The sequence below is a fragment of the Promicromonospora sp. NFX87 genome, assembly GCF_048564965.1.
Lineage (GTDB): Bacteria > Actinomycetota > Actinomycetes > Actinomycetales > Cellulomonadaceae > Promicromonospora.
The window spans coordinates 5539774-5565209 of record NZ_CP183413.1 but is presented as its reverse complement, the minus strand read 5'-3'; the positions used below and the strand labels follow the sequence as shown (position 1 = coordinate 5565209).

17 protein-coding genes are annotated in these 25436 nt (G+C 70.8%); all 17 read left to right on the top strand.

The features are described from left to right. Positions 1-205 precede the first annotated feature (205 nt). The 17 genes from ACNYC2_RS24945 to ACNYC2_RS24865 all read left to right on the top strand — a co-directional run bounded on the left by ACNYC2_RS24945 (position 206) and on the right by ACNYC2_RS24865 (position 25398). A complete protein-coding gene (locus tag ACNYC2_RS24945; RefSeq protein WP_419704329.1) occupies positions 206-1513 on the top strand; it encodes a geranylgeranyl reductase family protein in 1308 nt (435 codons plus the stop codon). A gap of 58 nt (positions 1514-1571) precedes the next feature. Next, on the top strand, positions 1572-1931 hold the full coding sequence (locus ACNYC2_RS24940; protein WP_020016036.1) for an NADH-quinone oxidoreductase subunit A: 360 nt from the start codon (positions 1572-1574) through the stop codon (positions 1929-1931). Between the two features lie 79 nt (positions 1932-2010). After that, positions 2011-2562 (top strand): NuoB/complex I 20 kDa subunit family protein, encoded by a 552-nt coding sequence (locus ACNYC2_RS24935; RefSeq protein WP_419704328.1) that lies wholly within the window; start codon positions 2011-2013, stop codon positions 2560-2562. Further along, entirely contained in the window at positions 2559-3323 is a 765-nt protein-coding gene (locus ACNYC2_RS24930) for an NADH-quinone oxidoreductase subunit C (protein ID WP_419704327.1), read from the top strand. The genes ACNYC2_RS24935 and ACNYC2_RS24930 overlap by 4 nt, the downstream gene beginning before the upstream one ends. Beyond that, positions 3320-4675 carry an NADH-quinone oxidoreductase subunit D gene (locus ACNYC2_RS24925; protein ID WP_419704326.1) on the top strand — a complete coding sequence of 452 codons (1356 nt, stop codon included), beginning with the start codon at positions 3320-3322 and terminating at the stop codon, positions 4673-4675. The genes ACNYC2_RS24930 and ACNYC2_RS24925 overlap by 4 nt, the downstream gene beginning before the upstream one ends. Beyond that, positions 4672-5484, top strand: coding sequence for an NADH-quinone oxidoreductase subunit NuoE (gene nuoE / locus ACNYC2_RS24920; protein WP_419704325.1), 813 nt, complete (start codon positions 4672-4674; stop codon positions 5482-5484). The genes ACNYC2_RS24925 and nuoE overlap by 4 nt, the downstream gene beginning before the upstream one ends. A 5-nt stretch (positions 5485-5489) precedes the next feature. Then, the gene (gene nuoF / locus ACNYC2_RS24915) at positions 5490-6839 is read left to right on the top strand and encodes an NADH-quinone oxidoreductase subunit NuoF (RefSeq protein ID WP_419707899.1); all 1350 of its coding nucleotides are present in this window, start codon (positions 5490-5492) and stop codon (positions 6837-6839) included. Continuing rightward, positions 6836-9448 carry an NADH-quinone oxidoreductase subunit G gene (locus ACNYC2_RS24910; RefSeq protein ID WP_419704324.1) on the top strand — a complete coding sequence of 871 codons (2613 nt, stop codon included), beginning with the start codon at positions 6836-6838 and terminating at the stop codon, positions 9446-9448. The genes nuoF and ACNYC2_RS24910 overlap by 4 nt, the downstream gene beginning before the upstream one ends. Further along, the gene (gene nuoH / locus ACNYC2_RS24905; protein WP_419704323.1) at positions 9445-10752 is read left to right on the top strand and encodes an NADH-quinone oxidoreductase subunit NuoH; all 1308 of its coding nucleotides are present in this window, start codon (positions 9445-9447) and stop codon (positions 10750-10752) included. The genes ACNYC2_RS24910 and nuoH overlap by 4 nt, the downstream gene beginning before the upstream one ends. A gap of 49 nt (positions 10753-10801) precedes the next feature. Beyond that, on the top strand, positions 10802-11545 hold the full coding sequence (nuoI, locus tag ACNYC2_RS24900; protein WP_419707898.1) for an NADH-quinone oxidoreductase subunit NuoI: 744 nt from the start codon (positions 10802-10804) through the stop codon (positions 11543-11545). Further along, positions 11542-12384, top strand: coding sequence for an NADH-quinone oxidoreductase subunit J (locus ACNYC2_RS24895; RefSeq protein WP_419704322.1), 843 nt, complete (start codon positions 11542-11544; stop codon positions 12382-12384). Before nuoI ends, ACNYC2_RS24895 begins: the two co-directional genes overlap by 4 nt. After that, entirely contained in the window at positions 12384-12683 is a 300-nt protein-coding gene (gene nuoK, locus ACNYC2_RS24890; RefSeq protein WP_116673522.1) for an NADH-quinone oxidoreductase subunit NuoK, read from the top strand. Before ACNYC2_RS24895 ends, nuoK begins: the two co-directional genes overlap by 1 nt. Positions 12684-12703: 20 nt before the next feature. Beyond that, a complete protein-coding gene (nuoL, locus tag ACNYC2_RS24885; RefSeq protein WP_419707897.1) occupies positions 12704-14629 on the top strand; it encodes an NADH-quinone oxidoreductase subunit L in 1926 nt (641 codons plus the stop codon). An 11-nt stretch (positions 14630-14640) separates the two neighbouring features. Then, entirely contained in the window at positions 14641-16224 is a 1584-nt protein-coding gene (locus ACNYC2_RS24880; protein WP_419704321.1) for an NADH-quinone oxidoreductase subunit M, read from the top strand. Continuing rightward, positions 16221-18011 (top strand): NADH-quinone oxidoreductase subunit NuoN, encoded by a 1791-nt coding sequence (gene nuoN, locus ACNYC2_RS24875; RefSeq protein ID WP_419704320.1) that lies wholly within the window; start codon positions 16221-16223, stop codon positions 18009-18011. Before ACNYC2_RS24880 ends, nuoN begins: the two co-directional genes overlap by 4 nt. Next, entirely contained in the window at positions 18008-19096 is a 1089-nt protein-coding gene (locus tag ACNYC2_RS24870) for a polyprenyl synthetase family protein (RefSeq protein ID WP_419704319.1), read from the top strand. The genes nuoN and ACNYC2_RS24870 overlap by 4 nt, the downstream gene beginning before the upstream one ends. A 272-nt stretch (positions 19097-19368) precedes the next feature. Beyond that, a complete protein-coding gene (locus tag ACNYC2_RS24865) occupies positions 19369-25398 on the top strand; it encodes an Ig-like domain-containing protein (protein ID WP_419704318.1) in 6030 nt (2009 codons plus the stop codon). The last annotated feature ends 38 nt before the right edge of the window (positions 25399-25436 follow it).

Genomic DNA, 25436 nt, shown 5'->3' with positions numbered 1-25436 from the left:
GGTAGAGCCCGTGTCCGGACAGGCGCTCTACTTCGCCGATGAAGGGGTGTGCCAAGTAAGGGGAACCTTCCTACACAATCCCCCCTAAGTGTGGCTAGGGTGTCGGTGTTGTGACAGGGTTCACAAGGGCTTGTCATGAAGCCCGGTAGAACCCCGCACAGCGAGGTCAGCAACGACCAGCTGCGGGTTCCCAACGGGGGTGAACGTGCGAACTGCAAGACGCGACGACGCGGATGTCATCGTGGTGGGCGCCGGTCCGGCCGGCTCGTCCACAGCACACTGGTGCGCGGCCGCGGGTCTTGACGTCCTGCTCCTGGAAAAGGGCGAGTTTCCGCGGGACAAGATCTGCGGCGACGGCCTGACGCCCCGTGCCGTGGCCGAGCTCGTCCGCATGGGTGTCCCCACCCGCGAGGAGGACGGCTGGATCCGCAACCGCGGGCTGCGCGTCCACGGCGGCGGCCGCTCCTACGAGCTCGACTGGCCCACCCTCACGACGTACCCGGGCTACGGCATGGCCAAGTCCCGGATGACGCTGGACCACACCCTGGCCCAGCACGCCCAGGCCAGCGGCGCCAAGCTGCTGCAGCGCACCAAGGTCACCGGCCCGCTCCGGGACGACGACGACGGCCGCGTCGTAGGCGTGACCGTCCAGCCGCTCGACGCCCGCGGCCGCGCGGAGGGCCCCGTCAAGGAGCTGCGCGCCCCCGTGGTCGTGGCGGCCGACGGCGTCAGCTCGCGCTTCTCGCTCGCGATCGGTCGCGAGCGCCGCGACGACCGGCCCATGGGGACCGCCGTCCGCGCCTACTACCGGACCCCGCGCCACGACGACCCGTTCATGGAGTCGCACCTCGAGCTGTGGGACGGCGAGCCGGGCAAGAGCGACCTGCTGCCGGGCTACGGCTGGATCTTCCCGCTCGGCGACGGCACCGTGAACGTGGGCCTGGGCAGCGTGCACTCCTCACCCGCGCGCCAGTCCAAGGCGGGTATCGACTACCGGCGCCTGATGGAGACCTGGCTGGAGAAGAGCGCCCCCGAGGGCTGGGACCTGGTGCACGAGCCGGAGCGCGGCCCTATCCGCGGTGCGGCGCTGCCCATGGGCTACAACCGTGGCCCCCTGTACGCGGACGGCGTGCTCCTGGCCGGCGACTCCGCCGGCATGGTGAGCCCGTTCAACGGCGAGGGCATCGCCTACGGGCTGCAGGCGGGCCGGGTCGCCGCGGAGGCGATCAGCCAGGCCCGCCACCAGAGCACCGACGCGGCCCGCGAGGCGACGCTCGGCACGTACGCGGACCGCATGCGCGACGACCTCGGCGGCTACTACACGCTGGGCCGCTGGTTCGTCCGGCTCATCGAGCACCCGGAGATCATGCGGCTCTGCGTCCGCTACGGGCTGCCCCGCAAGGTGGTCATGCAGTTCACGCTCAAGCTCCTGTCCGACTGCTACGAACCACAGGGCGGCGACTGGGTTGACCGCGTCATCGCGGGCCTGACCAGGGTGGTCCCGAGCTCATGAGGGGTCGCACGCAGCGCATCACGCATCCGAAGGGCACGTCGTCCACGAAGGGCACAGCATGAACCCCTACGTACCGATCCTGATCCTCATGGCGATCGGCGCCGTCCTGGCGCTCGGTGGTGTCGCCGCGAGCGCGATCATCGGTCCCAAGCGTTACAACCGCGCCAAGCTCGACTCGTACGAGTGCGGCATCGAGCCGACGCCGCACGCCGTGGGCGGCGGGCGGCTGCCGATCAAGTACTACCTGGTGGCGATGACATTCATCGTCTTCGACATCGAGGTCGTCTTCCTCTACCCGTGGGCCGTGGACTTCACGACGCTCGCGACGTTCGGGCTGGTGGCGATGCTGGCGTTCCTGGCGTTGATCACCGTGCCGTTCGTCTACGAGTGGCGCCGTGGCGGTTTCGACTGGGTCTGAGGCAGTACACGACTTCATGCACGGTGCCTGACGGCGTCGTGCGGCGACGCCGGGCGGGTCCCGGCAGCAAGGAGGAGACATGGGTGTCGAGGAAGCGCCGTCAGGTTTCCTGCTGACGACGATCGAGGATCTCGCCGGGTACCTGCGCAAGGCTTCGCTGTGGCCGGTCACGTTCGGCCTGGCCTGCTGCGCCATCGAGATGATGGCGGCGGGTGCGTCGCGCTACGACCTGTCGCGGTTCGGCATGGAGGTCTTTCGCGCGTCGCCGCGGCAGGCCGACCTGATGATCGTGGCAGGACGCGTGAGCCAGAAGATGGCCCCGGTGGTGCGCCAGGTGTACGACCAGATGAGCGAGCCCAAGTGGGTGCTCTCGATGGGCGTGTGCGCGTCGTCGGGCGGGATGTTCAACAACTACGCGATCGTGCAGGGCGTCGACCACGTGGTCCCTGTCGACATCTACCTGCCCGGCTGTCCGCCGCGGCCGGAGATGCTGATCAACGCGATCCTCGGGCTGCACGACCAGATCCAGAAGGCGCCGCTCGGCGTGAACCGCATCGAGGCCGCGCGGGCCGCCGAGGCGGCCGCCATGGAGGCCACGCCGACCTTCGAGATGAAGGGTCTGCTGCGATGAGCGACGTCACGCCCGGCGGCGACCAGAAGGCGGTGGCCGAGAGGGTCCAGCCGCCCGAGGGCGCCGCCACGCTCGAGCTCGTCGAGGTCAAGCGTGGCATGTTCGGCGCGGACGGTTCGGGTGACACGTCCGGCTACGGCGGTCTCGTGACGCCGGTCGCGATGCCTGGGGCATCGGCCCGGCCGTACGGGAGCTGGTTCGACCAGGTCGTCGACGTCCTGACCGAGGTGCTCACCGACGCCGGTGTGGCGCCGGAGCAGGCGATCGAGAAGGTCGTCGTGGACCTGCACGGCGCCGCGAGCGCCGAGGCCCAGCAGGCGGAGCTGACCATCGACGTCGCCCGTGAGCACCTGGTCGCCGTCTGCCAGGCGCTGCGTGACGACCAGGACCTGCGGTTCGAGCTGTCGCTCGGTGTGAGCGGCGTGCACTACCCGCACGACGCCGGCCGGGAGCTGCACGCGGTCTACCACCTGGCCTCGATCACGCACTCGCGCCGCCTGCGGCTCGAGGTCGCGGCGCCGGACGACGACCCGCACATCCCGTCGACCACGTCCGTGTACCCGTCGAACGACTGGCACGAGCGCGAGACGTACGACTTCTTCGGGATCGTCTTCGACGGTCACCCCGCCCTGACCCGCATCGAGATGCCGGACGACTGGGTGGGCCACCCGCAGCGCAAGGACTACCCGCTCGGCGGCATCCCCGTCGAGTACAAGGGGGCCACGGTGCCCCCGCCGGACACGAGGAGGAGCTACTCATGAGCGCTCCCACTGCTGCTCCGCACGCCACCCGGCCGGCGGGCAACGAGGACATGTCGTCCACGGTCCGCGCCTTCGAGGCCTATGGCGACGGCGACTGGGACGACATCGCGCGCGAGGCGATCGGCGAGGAGCGGATCGTCGTCAACATGGGTCCTCAGCACCCGTCGACGCACGGTGTGCTGCGCCTGATGCTGGAGATCGACGGCGAGACCGTCACCGAGGCCCGGGCGGGCATCGGCTACCTGCACACGGGCATCGAGAAGAACATGGAGTACCGGACGTGGACGCAGGGCACCACGTTCTGCACCCGCATGGACTACGTGGCGCCCCTGTTCCAGGAGGCCGCCTACTGCCTCGCCGTCGAGAAGCTCCTCGGCATCACCGACGACGTGCCCGAGCGCGCCTCGGTGATCCGCGTGCTGATGATGGAGCTCAACCGCATCTCGTCCCACCTGGTCTGCCTCGGCACCGGCGGCAACGAGATGGGCGCGACCACCGTGATGACCGTGGGCTTCACCGCCCGCGAGGAGATCCTGCGCCTGTTCGAGGCCGTGACCGGCCTGCGCATGAACCACGCGTACATCCGCCCCGGCGGGGTCGCGGTGGACACGCCCGAGGGGTTCACCACCCAGGCACGTGCGGCGCTGGTGAAGGTCCGCGGCTACCTCAAGCAGCTGACCGACCTCATGCTCGCCAACCCGATCTTCAAGGCGCGCCTGACGGACGTCGGCGTCCTGAACCTGACCGGGTGCATGGCGCTCGCGATCACGGGCCCCGTGCTGCGCTCCACCGGACTGCCGTACGACGTCCGCAAGGACAACCCGTACTGCGGCTACGAGACGTACGACTTCGACGTCCCGACGGCGAAGGGCGCCGACTGCTACGACCGCGTGGTGCTCCGCATCGAGGAGTGCTACCAGTCGCTCAAGATCATCGAGCAAGCCATGGAGCGGCTCGACCGCACCGAGGGCGAGCCGGTGATGGTGGCCGACAAGAAGATCGCCTGGCCCGCGCAGCTCGCGGTCGGCGGTGACGGCCAGGGCAACTCGCTGGAGCACATCAAGAAGATCATGGGCACCTCCATGGAGGCCCTGATCCACCACTTCAAGCTGGTCACCGAGGGCTTCCGCGTCCCCGTCGGCCAGGCCTGGCAGACCGTGGAGCACCCGCGCGGGGAGCTCGGCGTGCACGTCGTGTCCGACGGCGGCACCCGCCCCTACCGCGCGCACTTCCGCGACCCCTCGTTCAACAACCTCCAGGGCGTGTCCGTGATGTGCGAGGGCGGCCAGGTGGCCGACGTCGTCGTCGCCGTCGCCTCCCTGGACCCCGTGCTGGGAGGTGTGGACCGATGACCGCAGAACCGGTAGAGACCAGGACCCGCTACGACGCGGAAACCCTGGCCACGCTGACCGCCGACGCCACGGCGATCATGGCGCGCTACCCGGACCCCCGCTCGGGCCTGCTGCCGATGCTGCACCTCGTGCAGTCGATCGACGGCTACGTGAGCCGGGACGGCATCCTGTTCTGCGCCGAGATGCTCGGCATCACGGCCGCAGAGGTCTCCGCCGTCGCGACCTTCTACACCCAGTACAAACGGCACCCCAACGGCACCTACACCGTCGGCGTGTGCACCAACACGCTGTGCGCGGTGATGGGCGGCGACGCGATCTTCGACGAGCTGAGCGAGCACCTCGGCGTCGGCCACGACGAGACCACCGACGACGGCGCGATCACGCTCGAACGCGTCGAGTGCAACGCCGCCTGTGACTACGCGCCCGTCGTGATGGTCAACTGGGAGTTCTTCGACAACCAGACGCCCGGGTCGGCGACGGCGCTCGCGGACAAGCTGCGCCTCGGCGAGGACGTCGTGCCCACCCGCGGTGCCGCGTCGGTGTGCTCGTTCAAGCAGATGAGCCGGGTCCTGGCGGGGTTCAACGACGGCCGCGCCGACGAGGGCGTCGGCGCGGGCGCGCCGACCCTCGCGGGGCTGCGGATCGCCCGCGAGAACGACTGGCGGGCGCCGGACGGCGCCCCCGAGACGACCGACCGGCCGGGCGAGACCATCACCGGCGAGCCCGGCTCGTCGGCCGAGCGTGAGCCCGTGACGCCGTCGGACACCCAGGTCGGCAAGGACAAGAAGCCAGGGGAGGACGCGAAGTGACTTCCATCGCGACGCTGACACCGGTACTCACCGATACGTGGGACAAAGACCGGTCCTGGCGCCTGGCCACCTATGAGCGTGCCGGCGGCTACACGGGCCTGAAGAAGGCCCTGAGGACCGCGCCCGCCGACCTGGTGCAGGCCGTCAAGGACTCCGGCCTGCGCGGCCGCGGCGGTGCGGGCTTCCCCACGGGCATGAAGTGGGGCTTCCTGCCTCCGCCCGACGGCGGCCCGCGCTACCTGGTCGTCAACGCCGACGAGTCCGAGCCGGGCACCTGCAAGGACATCCCGCTCATGCTCGCCAGCCCGCAGCACCTGATCGAGGGCGTGGCGATCACCAGCTACGCGATCGGCTGCGACCACGCGTTCATCTACGTGCGTGGCGAGGTGCTGCACGTCTACCGGCGGCTGCTGAACGCCGTCGAGGAGGCGTACAAGGCGGGCTACCTGGGCAAGAACATCCAGGGTTCGGGCTTCGACCTCGACGTCACGGTGCACGCGGGGGCCGGCGCCTACATCTGCGGCGAGGAGACGGCGCTGCTCGACTCGCTGGAGGGCCTGCGCGGCCAGCCGCGGCTCAAGCCGCCGTTCCCCGCCGTCGCCGGCCTGTACGCGCGGCCCACCGTGGTGAACAACGTGGAGTCCATCGCCTCCGTCCCGGCCATCGTGGCCAAGGGCGCCGACTGGTTCTCCTCGATGGGCACCGAGAAGTCCCAGGGCCACGGCCTGTTCTCCCTGTCGGGGCACGTCACCACGCCCGGCCAGTACGAGGCGCCGCTCGGCATCACGCTGCGCGAGCTGCTCGACCTGGCGGGCGGTGTGCGCGAGGGGCACGAGCTGAAGTTCTGGACCCCCGGCGGGTCGTCGACGCCGATCTTCACCGCCGAGCACCTCGACGTCCCGCTCGACTACGAGTCGGTGGGCGCGGCGGGGTCGATGCTCGGCACGCGTGCGCTGCAGATCTTCGACGAGACGGTGTGCGTGGTCCGGGCGACGAGCCGGTGGACCGACTTCTACGCGCACGAGTCGTGCGGCAAGTGCACCCCGTGCCGCGAGGGCACCTACTGGCTCAAGCAGGTGCTGCACCGCATCGAGGCGGGCGAGGGCCAGGACGGCGACCTCGAGCTGCTGCTCGACCTGTGCGACAACATCCTGGGCAAGGCGTTCTGCGCGCTGGGCGACGGCGCCGTCTCGCCGATCACCTCCAGCATCAAGCTGTTCCGCGAGGAGTACCAGGCGCACATCGACGGCCACGGTTGCCCGTTCGACCCGAGCAAGTCGGCACTCTTCCCCTACACCCCCAAGACACGGACACCGGCGACCCTTGCGGGCGCCGGCGCCGGAGGTCACCGATGACCGTCACCACCAACAACCCGAAGACCGAGGCCGCGCCGGTCGAGCTGGTCACCTTCACCATCGACGGCACGGAGGTCAGCGTCCCGAAGGGCACGCTGATCATCCGGGCCGCCGAGCAGGCGGGCATCCAGATCCCGCGGTTCTGCGACCACCCGCTCCTGGCGCCCGCGGGCGCCTGCCGGCAGTGCCTCGTCGAGGTCGCCATGCCGGACCGCGAGGGCAACGTGCGGCCCATGCCGAAGCCGCAGGCCTCGTGCACCATGACCGTCGCGCCCGGCATGGTCGTCAAGACGCAGCACACCTCCGCCGCCGCCGACAAGGCGCAGCAGGGGGTCATGGAGCTGCTGCTCATGAACCACCCGCTGGACTGCCCGGTCTGCGACAAGGGCGGCGAGTGCCCCCTGCAGAACCAGGCGATGTCGAACGGCCGCACCGAGACGCGGTTCGTCGACATCAAGCGGACGTTCCCCAAGCCCATCGCGCTGTCCACGCAGATCCTGCTGGACCGCGAACGCTGCGTGCTCTGCCAGCGCTGCACCCGGTTCAGCGAGGAGATCGCGGGCGACGCGTTCATCGCGCTGCAGGACCGCGGCGCGCACCAGCAGATCGGCCGGTTCGACGAGGACGTGCTCGGGTTCGCCGGGGCCGAGTCCAGCACCGGCCCTGTGGACCGCCCGGTCGGGGAGGCCACCACGGACACCTCCGGGCGGCCGTTCTCCTCCTACTACTCCGGCAACACCGTGCAGATCTGCCCGGTGGGCGCGCTGACCGGTGCGGGCTACCGCTTCCGGTCACGGCCGTTCGACCTGGTCAGCACGGAGAGCATCGCCGAGCACGACTCCTGCGGCTCCGCGATCCGCATCGACCACCGCCGCGGCCAGGTGCTGCGCCGGCTCTCGGGCGAGGACCCCGTGGTCAACGAGGAGTGGATCACCGACAAGGACCGCTTCGCGTTCACCTGGCAGTCGGCGGCAGACCGCATCACCACGCCGCTCGTCCGGGAGGACGGCAAGCTCCGTCCCGCGTCCTGGGTGGAGGCCCTGGAGGTCGCGGCCGCAGGGCTGGCCAGGGCCAGGCAGAGCGGCGGCGTCGGCGTGCTGCCGGGCGGCCGGCTCACCGTCGAGGACGCCTTCGCCTGGTCGCGCTTCGCCCGCACGGCGCTCGGCACCAACGACGTCGACCAGCGTGCGCGCGTGCACTCCGCCGAGGAGGCCGCCTTCCTGGCGCACGTCGTCGCCGGGTCGGGCGTGGGCGTCACGTTCGGTGACCTGGAGCAGGCGCCCGCGGTGCTGCTCGTCGGCCTGGAGGCCGAGGAGGAGGCGGGCATCACGTTCCTGCGGCTGCGCAAGGGAGCCATGGGGAAGGCGCGGACGAAGGTCTTCTCCGTCGCCCCGTACGCGACGCGCGGCCTGGCCCGCCTGAACGGAACGCTCCTGCCCGCCGCACCCGGCACCGAGGCCGAGTGGCTGACGAGCCTGACCACCACCCTGGGCGGCGGCCTGTCCCCGGCGGACGCACCGACGTCCGACATCGACACCAGCGCCCTGGCCCAGCCGGGCGCCGTGATCCTCGTGGGCGAACGCCTCGCGGGCTCGCGCGGCGCGTACGCGGCCGCCGTCGGCCTCGCCGAGGCGACGGGCGCGCGGCTCGCGTGGATCCCGCGCCGTGCGGGTGAGCGGGGCGGCGTCGAGGCCGGCCTGCTGCCCGACCTGCTGCCGGGCGGCCGCCCGGTGGCGGACGCCGCCGCACGCGCCCAGGTCGCCGAGGCCTGGGGCGCCGAGATCCCGGACACCCCGGGCCGGGACACCGCGGGCATCCTCGCGGCGCTGGCGGACGGCACGCTGGGCGGCGCGATCGTCGGCGGCGTCGAGCTCGCCGACCTGCCCGACCCGGCCGCCGCACGCGCGGCGCTCGACGCGGCGTCGGCGCGCGGCGGGTTCGTCGTGAGCCTCGAGGTACGCGCCTCGGAGGTGACCGAGCGGGCCGACGTCGTGCTCCCGGTCGCGCCCCCCGTGGAGCGTGCGGGCTCGTACTGGAACTGGGAGGGCCGCGTGCGGTCCTTCGGCGCCGCGCTCGAGTCGAGCGCCCTGCCCGACCACCGCGTGCTGCACGTGCTGGCCCAGCACCTGGGCGTGGACCTGCAGGCGGCCTCGCCGGCCGAGGCCCACCTCTCCATCGCCATGACGCAGCACAGCGCCTGGACCGGCGACCGCCTGACGGTCCAGGGCGGCGCGCCGGCCGCACCGCCCGCCGTCGGCTTCGGGCAGGCGGTGCTCGCCACCTGGCGGCTCCAGCTCGACGTGGGCCGCGGCCAGGACGGTGAGCAGTTCCTCGCGGGCACGGCCAAGCAGGCGGTCGCCCGCATGTCCGCCGCCACCGCCGCGGGCTTCGGTGTGGCCGACGGCGACCGGGTCGCCGTCAGCACGAAGCGCGGCGCCGTCGAGGTGCCCGCGGTGGTCACCGACGGGATGGTCGACGGCGTCGTGTGGCTGCCGCTCAACAGTGCCGCCTGCCGCGTGCACGACACGCTCGGCGCGTCGGCCGGCGACCTCGTCACGGTCGCGGTGGCCGGCGCCGTCGCAGATCGCTCGGAAGGAACGGCCCGATGAACCCCGTGCTACTGGCCGCGGCCGCACCCGGCGTGAGCGCCGACTTCTCGCAGGAGACCATCTGGGCTTCCATCGTGAAGGCCGTGCTGATCGTGGTGTTCCTGCTGACCAGCGTGCTCTTCGCCATCTGGTTCGAGCGCAAGGTCGTCGCACGCATGCAGGTGCGCCCCGGCCCCAACTGGCACGGGCCGTTCGGCCTGCTGCAGTCGCTCGCGGACGCCATGAAGCTCCTGCTCAAGGAGGACATGACGGTCACGCGGGCCGACCGGTTCGTGTACCTGCTGGCGCCGATGATCTCGGTGTTCTGCTCGCTGCTGGTGTTCGCCGTCATCCCGTTCGGGCCCAGCGTGTCGTTCTTCTGGACCGACTGGACCACCCCGGCGCAGCTCACCGACTTCCCCGTCGCGGTGCTGTACGTGCTGGCCGCCGCGTCGCTCGGCGTCTACGGCATCGTGCTGGGCGGCTGGGCCTCCGGCTCCACGTACCCGCTGCTCGGCGCCGTGCGCTCGACGGCCCAGGTGATCAGCTACGAGCTCGCGATGGGCCTGTCGCTCGTGAGCGTGTTCATCATGGCGGGGTCGATGTCGACCTCGGAGATCGTGTCCAGCCAGGCGCAGATCTGGTGGTTCATCCCGCTGGCGCCCGCGTTCGTGATCTACGTGATCTCGATGATCGGCGAGACCAACCGGCTGCCGTTCGACCTCCCCGAGGCCGAGGGCGAGCTGGTCTCGGGCTACATGACCGAGTACTCGTCGATGAAGTTCGCCTGGTTCTTCCTTGCGGAGTACATCAACATGCTCAACGTCTCGGCGGTCTGCGTGACGCTCTTCCTCGGCGGCTGGCGCGCGCCGGTGCCCGACGGCTTCCTGGGTGGCGCCCTGAACGAGGGCTGGCTGCCCATCCTCTGGTTCCTCGTGAAGCTCTGGGCGGTCATGTTCTTCTTCGTGTGGGTGCGCGGCACGCTGCTGCGCCTGCGCTACGACCAGTTCATGGTGTTCGGCTGGAAGGTCCTCATCCCGGTCGCACTGGGCTGGGTCGTCGTGCTCTCCGTCGTGCAGTGGCTGCAGCGCATCCAGGGCGTCACCTTCCTGGACTTCATCCCATGGATCGTCGGGGGCGCCGTCGTCTTCATAGCGGTCATGTGGTTCTGGCCGGAGAAGAAGGAGGCGCCACCGGGCGCCGGCAAGGGCGGCGCGGACAAGGAGCCTGTCGACGCCTTCGCCGGCGGGTTCCCGGTGCCGCCGCTGCCCGGCGAGAAGCTGCCCCCGTCCAAGCGGTTCGGAAAGGAGGTCCACGGTGAGTGAGCACCAGGAGTATCAGCCCCTGCGTCCCCAGCCGGGGCCCATCGGGGAGATGTTCGCCCCGGTCGCGGGCTTCGGCGTGACGCTGTCGTCGATGTTCAAGCCCACGGTCACTGAGCAGTACCCGCGCGAGAAGGTGGCCCCGCAGCGCCGGTTCCACGGCAGGCACCAGCTCAACCGGTACGCCGACGGGCTGGAGAAGTGCATCGGCTGCGAGCTGTGCGCGTGGGCGTGCCCGGCGGACGCGATCTACGTGGAGGGCGCGTCCAACGCGGCCCTGCCGCAGAACGCGGGCCTGGACGTCAACGCGGACGACTCCCACGGGGCCCACATGAGCCCCGGCGAGCGGTACGGCGCCGTCTACCAGATCAACTACCTGCGCTGTATCTTCTGCGGGCTGTGCATCGAGGCCTGCCCCACACGTGCGCTGACGATGACCAACGACTTCGAGCTGGCGGGCAAGACGCGCGCCGGCATGATCTTCGAGAAGCAGGACCTCCTGGCCCCGCTCTCCGAGGGCATGCTGGCCGCGCCGCACCCGATGGTCGAGGGCACCACGGACACGAACTACTACAGCGGTGACGTCCTGGGCCCGACGGCGACGCAGGTCGACTGGGTCCGCGAGCAGCGGCCGGACGACCCGACGCTGGACGCCGCCGAGGCGGTGGCCTCGGGCAAGGCCCCGGCGCCCACGCCGAGGCAGCACGAGCTGCGCCCCGACGAGGGTCCCGGCGCGGCCGAGAAGTCCGCCGGTGCTGCGGCCGTCGGTTCCGTGCGGAACGGGGTGACCGCGTGACCCCCACCGGCCTCGAGATCTCGGGCGGCGAGACGGTCCTCTTCTGGGCGATCGCGCCCCTCATGGTCCTCGCCGCCCTCGGCCTGCTGTTCGTGAAGCGGGCCGTGCACGCGGCGATGTGCCTCGTGTTCGTCATGGTCAGCATGGCGATCCTGTACATCGCGCAGGAGGCGCCGTTCCTCGGCGTCGTCCAGGTGGTGGTGTACACGGGCGCCGTGATGATGCTGTTCCTGTTCGTGCTGATGCTCGTCGGCGTCGACGCGTCCGACTCGCTCACGGAGACCATCCGGGGGCAGCGCTGGATCGGCCTGCTCATCGGCATCGGCCTCGCGGCGGTCCTCGGCGGTGTCGTCGCGAACGCGGCGTTCCCGCCCGCCGTCGGCCTGAACGGCGGCGACCCGGGTGGGGTCGCCAACCCGCAGGCGCTGGCGCGCGTGCTGTTCGGGAACTACGTGCTGGCCATGGAGGCGGTGGGCGTCCTGCTCGTGACCGCGGCGGTCGGCGCGCTGGTGCTGACGCACCGGCGCCGGCTCACGCCGAAGCAGACGCAGGCCTCGGTCGCCGAGTCCCGGATCAAGGCGCTGCCCGACGGCGTGGTCCTCACCCCGCTGCCGCCGCCCGGCGTCTACGCCCGGTCGAACGCCATGGACACGCCCGCGCTCGGCCCGGACGGCGAGCAGGTGCCGCAGTCGGTGTCGCGCGTGCTGCGCATCCGCGGGCAGGAGCGGCCGGCGCCGCACGGCCCCGCGGTGGTGGTCTCGACGTCGGCCCGTGAGAAGTCGGGCTCGACGAGCGGGACGACCGCGAGCGCGACCACCGAGTCGGAGAGGGACGCCTGATGGACATCACCAACTACGTGGTCCTGGCCGCCGTGCTCTTCGCCATCGGGGCGACGACCGTGCTGCTGCGCCGCAACGCGATAGTCGTGTTCATGGGCGTGGAGCTCATGCTCAACGCGACGAACCTCGCGTTCGTCACCTTCGCCAGGCTGCACGGCGACCTGACGGGCCAGGTGCTCGCCTTCTTCGTCATGGTCGTCGCCGCGGCCGAGGTCGTCGTGGGCCTCGCCATCATCGTGACGATATTCCGTACCCGCCGCTCGGCCTCGGTCGACGACGTCAACCTGCTCAAGGGCTGAAGGGTAGACACGTGAACGACGTGATCGGGCTCGCCCCCTGGCTGGTCGGCATCCCGCTGATCGGCGCGGCGATCCTCCTCCTGGGTGGCAAGGCCACCGACCGCTGGGGCCACTGGCTCGGGGTGCTGGCCTCGGCCGCCTCCGGGGTCATCGGCATCATCCTGATGTTCCGCATGATCGGCACGCTCCCCGAGGAGCGCTCCGTCGACCACCACCTGTGGACATGGTTGTCCGCGGGTGGCCTCGACGTGGACCTCGGCATCCGGCTGGACCCGCTGTCCATGACCTTCGTGATGCTCGTGACCTTCGTGGGCACGCTCATCCACATCTACTCCGTGGCGTACATGGACCACGACCCGCACCGGCGCCGGTTCTTCGCCTACCTGAACCTGTTCGTCGCGGCCATGCTGACGCTGGTCCTCGCCGACTCCTACCTCCTGCTCTTCGTGGGCTGGGAGGGCGTGGGTCTCGCGTCCTACCTGCTCATCGGGTTCTGGGACACGGGGCGGCCCTCCGCCCGGGAGAACGCGGTGGCCGCGAAGAAGGCGTTCGTCATGAACCGGATCGGCGACATGGGGCTCATCGCCGCCATGGCGCTGCTGTTCGCGAACACCGGTGCGCTGGACTTCGGGACCACCCTGTCCGACGACGCCGTCGGCTCGCTCTCCCAGGGCACGGCCACCGCCATCGGCCTGTGCCTCCTGCTCGCCGCGTGCGGCAAGTCGGCGCAGTTCCCGCTGCAGGCCTGGCTGGGTGACGCGATGGCTGGCCCGACGCCGGTGTCCGCGCTCATCCACGCCGCGACGATGGTCACGGCCGGCGTCTACCTCATGGTGCGCTCCGGCCCGATCCTCGAGGCCGCGCCTACGGCGCAGCTCGTCGTGGTGCTCGTCGGTGCGGTGACCCTGCTGTTCGGTGCCGTGGTGGGTACGGCGAAGGACGACATCAAGAAGGCGCTGGCCGCCTCCACGATGTCCCAGATCGGCTACATGATGCTCGCGGCGGGCCTCGGCCCGGCCGGGTACGCGTTCGCGATCTTCCACCTCCTCACGCACGGCTTCTTCAAGGCGGGGCTGTTCCTCGGCGCCGGCTCCGTGATGCACGCGATGGGGGACCAGACCGACATGCGGCGCTTCGGCGGGCTGTCGCGGTTCATGCCGATCACGTGGATCACCATGGGGCTCGGCTGGCTCGCGATCCTCGGTATCCCGCCGTTCTCCGGCTTCTGGTCGAAGGACGGGATCATCGAGGCGGCCTTCATGCCCGTCGAGGGCCAGCCGTGGCGGGCCTGGGTGTTCGGCTCGGTGGCGGTGCTCGGCGCCGCGATCACCGCGTTCTACATGACCCGCCTGTTCTTCATGACGTTCGGCGGACGCCGTCCGCGCTGGACCGAGAACCAGCACCCGCACGAGGGCTCGCCGCTGATGTGGTGGCCCCTGGTGTTCCTCGGCGTCGGCTCGGCCGCGCTGGGCCTGGTGCTCGGCATCGGCGGCACGTTCGTCACCTGGCTGGAGCCGGTGGTCGGGCACGCGGAGCACCACGAGCCGGTGCTCCCGGTGCCCGTGATCATCGGGGCCACCCTGACGGTAGTGGTGCTCGGGGCGCTGCTGGCGTTCCGGATGTACGCGGTCTCCCTCGTGCCGGAGGAGGCGCCGCGCGGATCCTTCCTGACCCGGGCGGCCCGCAGGGACCTGTACCAGGACGCCGCCAACGAGACGCTGGTGCTGAAGCCGGCGCACGGGGTGGCCCGCCTGGTCCAGGTGGGCGACCGTGACGTCGTCGACCGCGGCTGGAGCATCCTGCCCCAGACCGTGTCGTGGTTCGGCGCGGTGTTCCGGAAGGCGCAGAGCGGCTACGTCCGCTCGTACGCGGCGGGCATGGCGGGCGGCGTCCTCGTGATCGCCGCCGTCGCCTGGCTCGTGTCCGGCCTCGGTGGTGCCCAGTGATCGGAGGAGAGATGTTTCCCTGGCTGACCGCGCTCATCGCGTGGCCGCTGGTCGGCGCGGCCCTGGTGGGTCTCAGCGCGCTCGGCCGCTCCCGCACGGGCCCGGCGAGCGCGGGGGTCGGCCTTGCGCGGCCGATCGCGCTCGTGTTCTCGCTGGTCGAGGTGGCCCTGCTCGTCGGCACGTTCGTCGCCTTCGACCCGGGCGCCGCCGCCGAGCACCAGCTCGGCGCGACCTACCCGTGGATCCCGCAGATCGGCGTCTCGTACGCCGTGGCCGTCGACGGCGTCGGCCTGCTGCTCGTCGCGCTGGCGGTGGTGCTGGTGCCGCTGGTGCTGCTCGCCGCCTGGAAGGAGCAGGGGCGCGACGAGGTGCGCCTGCGCAGGTTCGTCGGCCTCGTGCTGCTGCTCGAGGCGTTCATGGTCGCGGTGTTCTGCGCCCGTGACGTGTTCCTGTTCTACGTGCTGTTCGAGGCCATGCTGATCCCGGCGTACTTCCTGATCGGCGGGTTCGGCCAGGGCACCGGACGGCGCAAGGCGGCCGTCAAGTTCCTGATGTTCAGCCTGGGCGGCGGGCTCATCATGCTCGCCGCGGTGATCGCGCTGTACTTCCAGGTCCCGCCGGACCCCGAGACGGGTCTGCGTGCCACCGACGCGTTCCTCACGGCCAACCTGACCGGCCTCGAGATGGACCCGGTGGCCGAGCGCCTCATCTTCATCGGGTTCTTCATCGCCTTCGCGATCAAGGCCCCCATGGTCCCGGTGCACAGCTGGCTGCCCGACGTCGCGGGGAACGCCACCCCTGGCACGTCCACCCTCCTGATCTGCGTCCTGGACAAGGTCGGCACCTTCGGGATGCTGACCCTGTGCCTGCCGCTGTTCCCGGCGGCGTCCCGCTGGGCCGCGCCGCTGGTGATCGCGCTCGCCGTGATCTCCGTGCTCTACGGCGCGATCATGGCGATCATGCAGACCGACCTGCTGCGGCTGGTCGGCTGGACGTCGGTGAGCCACTTCGGGTTCATCATCCTGGGCATCTTCACCTTCACGCCGCTGGGCACCGCCGGGTCGAGCTTCATGATGCTCAACCACGGCCTGGCCACCGGCGCGCTGTTCTTGGTGGCCGGGTTCCTCGTGTCCAGGCACCCGGAGAAGTCGCAGAAGATCACCGACTACCGCGGGCTGCGGTCGGTCACGCCGGTCCTCGCCGGGACGTTCCTGGTGGCAGGGCTCGCGACGCTGTCGCTGCCCGGCCTGGCGACGTTCGTCAGCGAGATCATGGTGCTGATCGGCGCGTTCGGCGGCTCGCCCGCCGGCTCGGCGGCCTGGGCGATCGCGGCCATCCCCGGCGTCGTGCTGGCGGCGGTCTACGTCCTGCTGACGTACCAGAAGATCTTCACGGGAGCACCGGCCGCGGGGCTCGAGGCCCTGCCCGACCTCGGGACGCGTGAGCGCATCGTCGCGGCACCGCTCGTCGTCGGACTGCTGGTGCTCGGCCTTGTCCCGGGCCTGGCCCTGACCTACGTGAACGCGCCGGCCGAGCAGTCGGTCACGGCGGTCCAACCGGCGGATGCCGCCACGCAGATGGGGAGCGACCAGTGATCGAGTCCGAGTTCGTGGCACCCGAGATCGACTGGCTCGCCCTCGCACCGCTGATCGTGGTGCTGGGTGCGGGCGTGGTCGGCGTGCTCATCGAGGCGTTCGTGCCTGCCAGGGCCCGCCGCGTGACCCAGATAGTGCTGACCCTCGCCGCGCTGGCCGGCGGGTTCGCGTTCATCGCGGTGCTGTGGCCGCAGATCGTGGTCCAGCCCGTCCAGGTGGTGGGCGGCAGCCTGACGCTGACGCCGTTCGCGCTGGGCGCGCAGGGCATCATCGCCGTGCTGGCCTTCCTCGGCGTGCTCGTCGTGGCCGACCGTACGGCCACCGGGCAGGACGCGTTCGCGCCCGCGGCCTCGGCGGTGCCCGGCACCTCGTACGAGGACCTGGCCCGCCGGTCGGGCCTGGAGCAGACCGAGATCTACCCGCTGCTGCTGTTCGCGACGGGCGGCATGATGCTCTTCGCCTCCACCGACGACCTGATCGTCATGTTCATCGCGCTGGAGGTGCTGTCGCTCCCGCTGTACGTCCTGTGCGCGACGGCGCGCCGGCGTCGGCTCCTGTCGCAGGAGGCGGCGGCCAAGTACTTCCTGCTGGGCGCGTTCGCCTCGGCGCTGTTCATCTTCGGCGTCGCGCTGATCTACGGGTTCGCCGGCACGGTGCGGCTCCTGGAGATCGCGCAGCGGGTTCAGCAGGGTGGCCTGCCGCTCGAGGGGATGAGCGTGCTCCTCGTCGCCGGCGTCCTGCTCGTCGTGGTCGGTCTGCTGTTCAAGGTCGGCGCCGTGCCGTTCCACGCGTGGACGCCCGACGTCTACACCGGTGCACCCACCCCGATCACGGGCTTCATGGCCGCGTGCACCAAGGTCGCGGCCGTCGCGGCACTCGTCGAGGTGCTGTACCGCATCACGATCGGCGTGGGCGCCGTCAACCCGGAGATCGTGCGGCAGGTGCAGATCGTGATCGTCGTGGTCGCGGTCCTCACGATGGCCGTCGGTACGGTCATCGGGTCCGTCCAGACCGACGTCAAGCGCCTGCTGGCCTACTCGTCGATCGCCCACGCGGGCTTCCTGCTGGTCGGCATCGCGGGCTTCAACCCGCAGGTGCAGTCGTCCACGCTGTTCTACCTGCTCGCGTACGGCATCGCCACGATCGGCGCCTTCGGCGTGGTCACGCTGGTGCGGGAGCGGCGGATCACCCCAGGTACGGGTGAGGAGGAAAACGGCCCGGTCGGCGACGACGGCGTGGTGCTCGGCGAGGCGACGGAGCTCGCGCAGTGGGCTGGGCTGGGCCGCAAGGCCCCGTGGCTCACCGCCGCCTTCGCGCTGTTCCTGCTGTCGATGGCGGGCATCCCGCTCACCGCCGGGTTCATCGCCAAGTTCGGCGCGTTCACCGGTGCGACGGCCGGCGGCCTGTGGTGGCTCGCGGTGCTCGGTGTGCTCGCGTCCGTGGTCGCGGTCGCGTTCTACCTGCGGCTCCTGGTCGTCATGGTGTTCCAGCGGGCGGAGGACGAGCCCGCGGAGTCGCAGGTCGCCCTCGTCGAGACCGCGGCGGGAGCCGAGCCGGGCGAGGCCGAGGTCTCGACCAGCGGCAGCGCGGTGACCGGCGGAACCACGGCGGCCACCCTGACCAAGGTCCAGGTCACGACCGCGCAGCGCGTCGTGGTGACGGTGGTCCGGTCCCGTGGCCCGGCCGCCGTGGCCATCGCCGTGTGCGCGATCGCGACAGTGATTCTCGGCGTTTTCCCGTCCCCGGTTCTCTCTCTGGTGGAACAGGCAAGTAAGTTCGTGCCGTGACCTCCGCACCGCTGCCGCCCCAGACGACGTCGGGTACCTCCGCGTCGGCTTCTCCGGCCGCTCCGTCGAACCTGCCCGATCCGACCGCGCTCGGCCTGCCGATCTCCGACCCGGAGCTGGCATCCCGCCTCGCGGAGCGGCTGACGGGGGTCGACGACGCGCTCCTGGAGGCCGTCGCCAGCGCGGACAAGCTGGCCGACGGCGCCTCGCGGCACCTCATCGACGCGGGCGGCAAGCGGTTCCGTCCCCTGCTCACCCTGCTGACGGGTGAGCTGGGCGACGGCGCCGCGCCCGGCGTCGTCGACGCGGCGGTCGTGGTCGAGCTGACGCAGGTCGCCTCGCTGTACCACGACGACGTCATGGACTCCGCGCCGATGCGGCGCGGGGCGCCGTCGGCCCACATGGTGTGGGGCAACTCGGTGGCGATCCTGGTGGGCGACATGCTGTTCGCGCGGGCCTCCGCGCGCGTCGCGGAGCTGGGCCCCGAGGCAGTGATCCTGCAGTCCAGGACGTTCGAGCGGATGTGCCTGGGCCAGCTGCACGAGACGATGGGCCCCGACGACGGCGAGGACGAGGTGGCCCACTACCTCCAGGTGCTGTCGGACAAGACGGCGTCGCTGCTGTCGGCGTCGGCCCGCCTCGGCGCGATGATCGCCGGGGCGCCGAAGGAGCAGATCGAGGCGGTGGGCGCGTACGGCGAGAAGGTGGGCGTCGCCTTCCAGCTCGCCGACGACGTGCTCGACGTCGCCTCGTCCGGCGAGACCTCCGGCAAGACGCCGGGGACCGACCTGCGCGAGCACGTGCCGACCATGCCCGTGCTGCTGCTGCGCCAGCACGTCGCGTCGGACGCCGCCACCTCCGAGGACCGGGACCTGCTCGCCACGCTCGACGGCGACCTGTCGTCCGACGAGGCGCTGAGCACCGCGCTCGAACGCCTGCGCGCGCACGCCGTCCTGGCGCAGACGCGGGACCTCGCGGTCCAGTGGGCGCGTGCCGCCTCGGCCGAGCTGGCGCCGCTGCCGGAGGGCCCGGTCAAGGAGTCCCTGGAGCAGTTCGCCCAGGTGCTGGCGGACCGGGCGGTCTGACAAGGAGTTTCGCTCCAGCCCGAAAGTGGCCATGCAGTTGCTGCCAGGATCGCGCCTGGTCCGGCAGCAACTGCATGGTCACTCTTCGTGCAGAGCGCAATAGTCCTGACATGTAGCAGACAGACTCGTACAATCTGGGCGGGTCGTATGGGTAGTCCTGCCCACCGAAAATCAACGCCGATTCACCCACCACCCCGGTAGGGTGCTTGCGTTGTGCCTGTGTGCTATCCGGGCGGACAAGACTTCGCTGGAGTGATGAAAGAGGAGGACGCATGAGCTTTGCCTCACGCGTGTACGAAAACCGCAGGTCAGCCGCGTCGGTCGGCGTGGTGACCCTCTTCGCCGGCGGGCTCCTCGGCTTCGCGCTCCTCTACGACGGCGAGGCCACCGCCGACGTCCAGCTCAACGACTCCGGCGTCTGGGTGACCCAGACGTCGTCCGGCCAGCTCGGCCGGTTCAACTACGACGCGAAGGCCCTGGACGGCGTCCTGCTGGCCAACGCGGCGAGCTTCGACGTGGAGCAGGACGCGCAGCGCGTGCTCCTGGACAGCGCGAGCGACTCGTCCGCCAGCCCCGTCAACCCGGCGCAGCTCATCCTGGACGGCTCGATGGAGCTGCCGGCCGGCGCGCAGGTCGCCTCGGGCGGCGCCACCACCGCGGTGTACGACGAGGAGGAGGGCAAGCTCTGGGTCCTCCCGTTCGACGGCGCCGTCGGTTACGACGAGAAGAAGCTCAAGCCGACGCTCAAGGTGGGCAAGGGCGGCAAGCTCGCGGTGGGCAAGGAAGGCACCGTGTTCCTCGCGGTGCCGGCCGACGCCAAGCTCTACACCGTCCCCACCAGCGGGCAGGGTGTGCCCGAGGAGGGCGAGGAGTCCAGCCTCCCGGTCGGGCGCGACGCCAAGGTGGAGGTCTCCGCCGTCGGCCACGAACCGGTGGTGCTCGACCAGTCGAGCGGAAACCTCGTGCTGCCGGGCGGTGAGACGGTCAAGGTCGAGGACGGCGCCGAGGGCAAGCTCCAGCAGCCCTCCGCGAAGACCGACAACGTGGTGCTGGCCACCCCGAACGGCCTCGTCACGCAGCCCCTCGGCGGCGGCGACGCGACGACGCGCGCGGCGCAGGGCGCGCCGTCCGCGCCCGTGCAGCTCGAGGGGTGCACCTACGGCGCCTGGGACTCCGGCCAGGTCATCCGGGACTGCGCCGGCACCGACAACGACGTCGACCAGGTGCTCGAGGGTGTGGCCGTCGGCACCAGCCTGGTCTACCGCGTGAACCGCGACGTCATCGTGCTGAACGACATCGCGGGCGGCTCCCTGTGGATGGCCGCTGACCTGTTCGAGAAGGTCAACGACTGGGACATCGTCATGCCCGAGGACGGCGAGGGCAAGAAGACGGAGTCCGAGGAGGCCACGCCGCAGCTGGTCGACAACTTCGTCGCGGACCGCAAGCAGGAGAACCGGCCGCCCAAGGCCAAGGACGACTCGATCGGCGTGCGGCCCGGCCGCACCACGGTGCTCAACGTGCTGGGCAACGACTCGGACCCCGACGGCGACGTGATGACGGTGTCGGTCATCAGCAAGCCGGAGGGCCCCGTCGGTGTCGACCGCGTGCTCGACGGCGCGGCCCTGCAGGCCGACGTGCCCGCCGACGCGTCAGGGACCACGAGCTTCAAGTACGAGGTCAACGACGGGCGCAACGGCAAGGCACAGGCGTCGGTGGACGTCCGCGTGGTGCCGCTGGAGGAGAACAACCCGCCGGAGCAGATGGGTGAGCCCGTGCTCACGGTGGGTCAGGACGGCCTGGCCAGCATCAAGGTGCTGCCGTACTTCAAGGACCCGGACGGCGACGACCTGTTCCTGTCCAGCGCCGCCACCGCCGACCCCCTGGACGAGGTGCGGTCCCGCCCGGACGGCACCGTCGAGTTCCGCGACGGCGGTTCCGCGACCGGCCGTAAGGTCGTGGACATCACGGTGTCGGACTCGGGTGGCCAGCCCTTCCAGGGCAAGCTGCTCATCCAGGTCGTCGCGAGCAACGTGCCCCCCGTACCGGTGCAGGACCACGTGACGGTGCTCACCGGCGAGCCCGTCACGGTGGAGCCGCTGAAGAACGACAGCGACCCGAACGGCGACAAGCTGCGCCTGACGAGCGTCGCCGAGACCAAGGGCGCGACGATCACGCCCAACTACGCCGCCGGCGTGTTCCGCTTCGAGAGCGACGAGCCCGGCTCGTACGACGTGACCTACCAGATCACCGACGGTCCTGAGCCCGTGATGGGGCTGGTCCGCGTCGACGTCGAGGACCCGCCGGAGGACGAGCGTGCACCCGTGGCCGTCACGGACCAGGTGCTGCTCCCGACCGGCGGTACGGCGCTCGTCGACGTGCTCGCCAACGACACCGACCCCGCGGGCGGAGTGCTCGTGGTGCAGGGGGTCGACGTGCCGGACAACGCCCCGGTCAAGGTCGCGGTGCTCAACCACCAGATCCTGAAGATCTCCGAGATCAAGCGGCTCGACAGCCCGCAGACGTTCGACTACACCGTCGCGAACGGGTCGGGGACCACCACGGGCCAGGTGCGTGTGGTGCCCATCCCGGCGCCCGACCAGCTCCGGCCGCCGGAGGCGGGACCGGACGACGCGACCGTGCAGGCCGGTGACGTGGTCACCATCCCGGTGCTGAAGAACGACACCCACCCGGACGGCCTGGAGCTGACGCTCGCCGACGAGCTGAAGGAGACGCCGCCTGCGTCCGCGGGCGAGGCGTTCGCCTCGGAGGACACCGTGCGGTTCCGGGCCGGCCAGAAGGCGGGCACCTACCACGCCGTCTACGAGGTGGTGGACTCGAACGGGCAGAAGGACTCGGCGCAGATCACCATCGTGGTGCTGGACAAGCCGGAGAACGCTGCCCCGCAGCTGCCCGACATCACGGCGCGTGTGCTCAGCGGTGGCACCACCCGTATCCCGCTGCAGCTCGACGGCAGCGACCCCGACGGCGACTACGTCACGCTGAGCTCCATCTCCGCCGCGGCGGGCAAGGGCACAGCGCGGATCGTCGACGGCTTCGTCGACTACACGGCGGCAGAGGACGCCACCGGGCTGGACACCTTCAGCTACGAGGTCACCGACACCCGTGGTGCGGTCGGCAAGGGCCTGGTGCGCGTCGGCATCGTGCCGAAGCCCGCGACCAACCAGCCGCCGCAGGCCGCGGACGACGAGACCACCGTGCGGCCGGGACGTACCGTCGCGGTCCGGGCGCTCGAGAACGACACCGATCCTGACGGTGACGAGATCGGCCTCGTGGCCAAGGGCTTCGAGAGCACGGGCGACCTGAAGCCCAAGGCGGTGGAGGACGACGTAGTGGTCACCGCGCCCGACGAGGAGGGCACCCACGCCTTCTACTACGCCATCCAGGACACCTTCAAGGCGAAGGCGGGCAGCTCCGTCACGGTGAACGTGAACAGCAAGGCGCCGCTGCTGCGCCCGATCGCGCACGACGACGTGGTGACCTCCGACGACGTGAAGGGCTCCGCGAGCGTGACCGTGGACGTGCGGGCGAACGACGTGGACCCGGACGGCGTCGGCGCGGACCTGGACGTGACGGTCGACGAGTCCCTGGAGGGCGTGCGCGTCACGGAAGAGGGCGCGATCGAGGTGCAGCTCACGCAGAGCGCCCAGGTGATCACCTACACCGTGACCGACATGGACGGCCTGGACGCCAAGGCGTTCGTGCGCGTACCGGGCGACCAGCTGCGGCCGCACCTCAAGCCGGGCCTGGAGCCGCTGAAGGCCACGAGCGGCGAGCCGCTCACGATCGACCTCGCCGACTACGTGGTGGTCCGGGACGACCACGAGCCGCGGATCACCGAGGAGAAGAACGTCAAGGCGCTGGAGGGCAAGGCCCAGGTCTCCGACAAGGACACGATCGTGTACACGTCGACCAAGGACTACGCGGGCGCGGCGTCGGTCAGCTTCGAGGTCACCGACGGCAAGGGGCCGGACGACGCCGAGGGCCTGGTCGCCGTGCTGACCCTGCCGATCGACGTGACGCCCTCGACCAACATGCCGCCGAAGATCACCGGCCGACCGGTGCTCCAGGTCGCGGCCGGCGAGGAGAGCTCGGTCGACCTGTCGCGGTACGTGAAGGACCCGGACAAGGACACGCTGACCTTCAAGGTCGCCGGCAGCAACGGGATCTCGCCGTCGGTATCGGGCAGTGCGGTCTCGGCCCAGGTGGACCCGTCGGTGTCGAAGGGCACCGCGCAGGAGCTCCCCATGACGGTCTCGGACGGCAAGAACCCGCCGGTGAAGGCAGTGCTCACCGTCGAGGTCGTGGCGTCGACCCGCCAGCTGGTCCAGACGACGCAGGACGTCGTGGAGGACGCCCACCAGGGCAAGCAGACGACGATCCCGGTGCTGGCGAACGACACCAACCCGTTCCCCGACAAGGAGCTCACCCTGTCGGGCGTGCCGGTCGTCGAGGTCGGGGACGGCACCGCGGCCTACAGCGGCGACCAGCTGACGGTCACCCCGGGGAAGGACTTCACCGGCGTCATGACCGTGCGCTACCGCGTCCAGGACGCCACGAAGGACCCGGACCGTGAGGTCGACGGGATCGCGAAGCTGACGGTGCTCGGCCGGCCCGAGGCGCCCCGGGCGCCGCGGATCGAGGAGGTGCGCTCCGAGACGGTGGTGCTGAGCTGGGACCAGCCCAACAACAACGGTGCCGACATCACGGGATACACCGTGACCGCCAACGGCAGCCAGGAGCACCAGTGCGCCACCACGACGTGCACGTTCGACGGGCTGAAGAACAACGTGAAGTACACCTTCACGGTCACCGCCACCAACGAGGTGGGGGAGTCCGACCCGTCCCCCGCCTCGCGTGAGGCACGCCCGGACGAGAAGCCGGACAAGCCCGAGCCGCCGTCGCTGGAGTTCGGCGACAGCAGCCTCATCGTGACGTGGCAGAACCGGTCCTACACCGACCGGTCCCCGATCGAGTGCGTGAACCTGGAGATCAGCCCGGCCCCGGCCAACGGCGTGACGCAGAAGTCCTGCCAGCCCGGCGGTGAGGTCACCTGGACCGGGCTGCAGAACGGCACCGCCTACACGGTCCGGGTCCAGGCCAAGAACGACGCTCCGGACCCGTCCGACTGGTCCGAGGCGTCCGCGCCCGAGACCCCGGCCAAGGCCCCGGACGCGCCCGCCGCGCCCCACGCGGAGCGGGTGAAGACCGCCGCCGGCGGCCAGATCCATGTGACCTGGACGGCTCCCGCCAACAACGGTGACCCGATCGACAAGTACTGGCTGGGTGTCTACACGAACGGCCAGCTCGTCAAGTCGATCGATACCACCGATACGTCGCAGACCGTCGAGGAACTCTCTACCGGTTCCACGTACACCTTCAGGGTTCGTGCGACGAACAAGGCCGGTGAGGGTGACGCGAGCCCGTTCTCGAACGAGGAGGTGCCGTACGGCACCCCGGACATTCCCGGTCGGCCCAACGCCGCGCTGGGCTCGAACACCAGCGGCCAGGCGAACGTCAGCTGGGGCGCTATCGGCGACTTCCGCGGCACGGGGCCGTACTACGTGGTGCGAGCCAGCAACGGCGACACGTTGAACGCGGGCAACGCGACGTCCGCCACGTTCCCCGGCCTGAACAACGGGACGGAGTACACGTTCCAGGTGCAGGCCTGCAACGCGTACACCTGCTCGGACTGGTCGGCCGCGTCCAACGCGGTCGTCCCGTACGGCCCGCCGCCGCCGCCGACGATCAGCGCGGCCGGTGGCGACCGAAAGGTCACGTTCACGTGGGACGGGACGCGCACCAACGGCCGGGACATCCGGTCCGTCCGGGTCACGGGCGCGATCAACAGCACCGCGACGAGCGGTACCCAGTCGACGACGGGGACCGGCTACAGCCAGCTCGAGCGTGCGTGCGTCGAGGTGACCGACGAAGTGGGACAGACGGCGAGCAACTGCGCGGAGGCCAGGTCCGACGCGGCGCCCGACCCGAGGGCCTGGGTCACGCATGGCTCCGGTGTCAGCAACGGCCAGTGCTCGCACTCGTCGTGCGCCTACTTCGTCATCAACTGGCAGGACTTCCCCGCCGGCACCCACTCCGTGGAGTGCATGTCGGGCACCAACCCGGACGAGTCCGGCTGGCACAACATCCTGACGCCCGACCGCTCCTACAGCATGAACTTCAGCGGGAACGGCAGCACCCAGCTGAGCTGCTTCTACGGGTACCCAGGCACCGAGGTCGGCGTCCGGATCAACGGGCGGGACTACGAGCGGCGCAACTGGTAGACCCCACCGTGACCGGCCGCCGCGCAGACGGCGGCCGG

Excerpts from the sequence above, each read along its gene's own strand:
- ACNYC2_RS24930 (WP_419704327.1), top strand. The coding sequence starts at position 2,559 with ATGAGCGACGTCACGCCCGGCGGCGACCAGAAGGCGGTGGCCGAGAGG.
- ACNYC2_RS24865 (WP_419704318.1), top strand. The coding sequence starts at position 19,369 with ATGAGCTTTGCCTCACGCGTGTACGAAAACCGCAGGTCAGCCGCGTCG.
- nuoE (WP_419704325.1), top strand. The coding sequence starts at position 4,672 with ATGACCGCAGAACCGGTAGAGACCAGGACCCGCTACGACGCGGAAACC.
- nuoI (WP_419707898.1), top strand. The coding sequence starts at position 10,802 with ATGTTCGCCCCGGTCGCGGGCTTCGGCGTGACGCTGTCGTCGATGTTC.
- nuoH (WP_419704323.1), top strand. The coding sequence starts at position 9,445 with ATGAACCCCGTGCTACTGGCCGCGGCCGCACCCGGCGTGAGCGCCGAC.
- ACNYC2_RS24910 (WP_419704324.1), top strand. The coding sequence starts at position 6,836 with ATGACCGTCACCACCAACAACCCGAAGACCGAGGCCGCGCCGGTCGAG.
- nuoK (WP_116673522.1), top strand. The coding sequence starts at position 12,384 with ATGGACATCACCAACTACGTGGTCCTGGCCGCCGTGCTCTTCGCCATC.
- ACNYC2_RS24925 (WP_419704326.1), top strand. The coding sequence starts at position 3,320 with ATGAGCGCTCCCACTGCTGCTCCGCACGCCACCCGGCCGGCGGGCAAC.
- ACNYC2_RS24940 (WP_020016036.1), top strand. The coding sequence starts at position 1,572 with ATGAACCCCTACGTACCGATCCTGATCCTCATGGCGATCGGCGCCGTC.
- ACNYC2_RS24880 (WP_419704321.1), top strand. The coding sequence starts at position 14,641 with ATGTTTCCCTGGCTGACCGCGCTCATCGCGTGGCCGCTGGTCGGCGCG.
- ACNYC2_RS24935 (WP_419704328.1), top strand. The coding sequence starts at position 2,011 with ATGGGTGTCGAGGAAGCGCCGTCAGGTTTCCTGCTGACGACGATCGAG.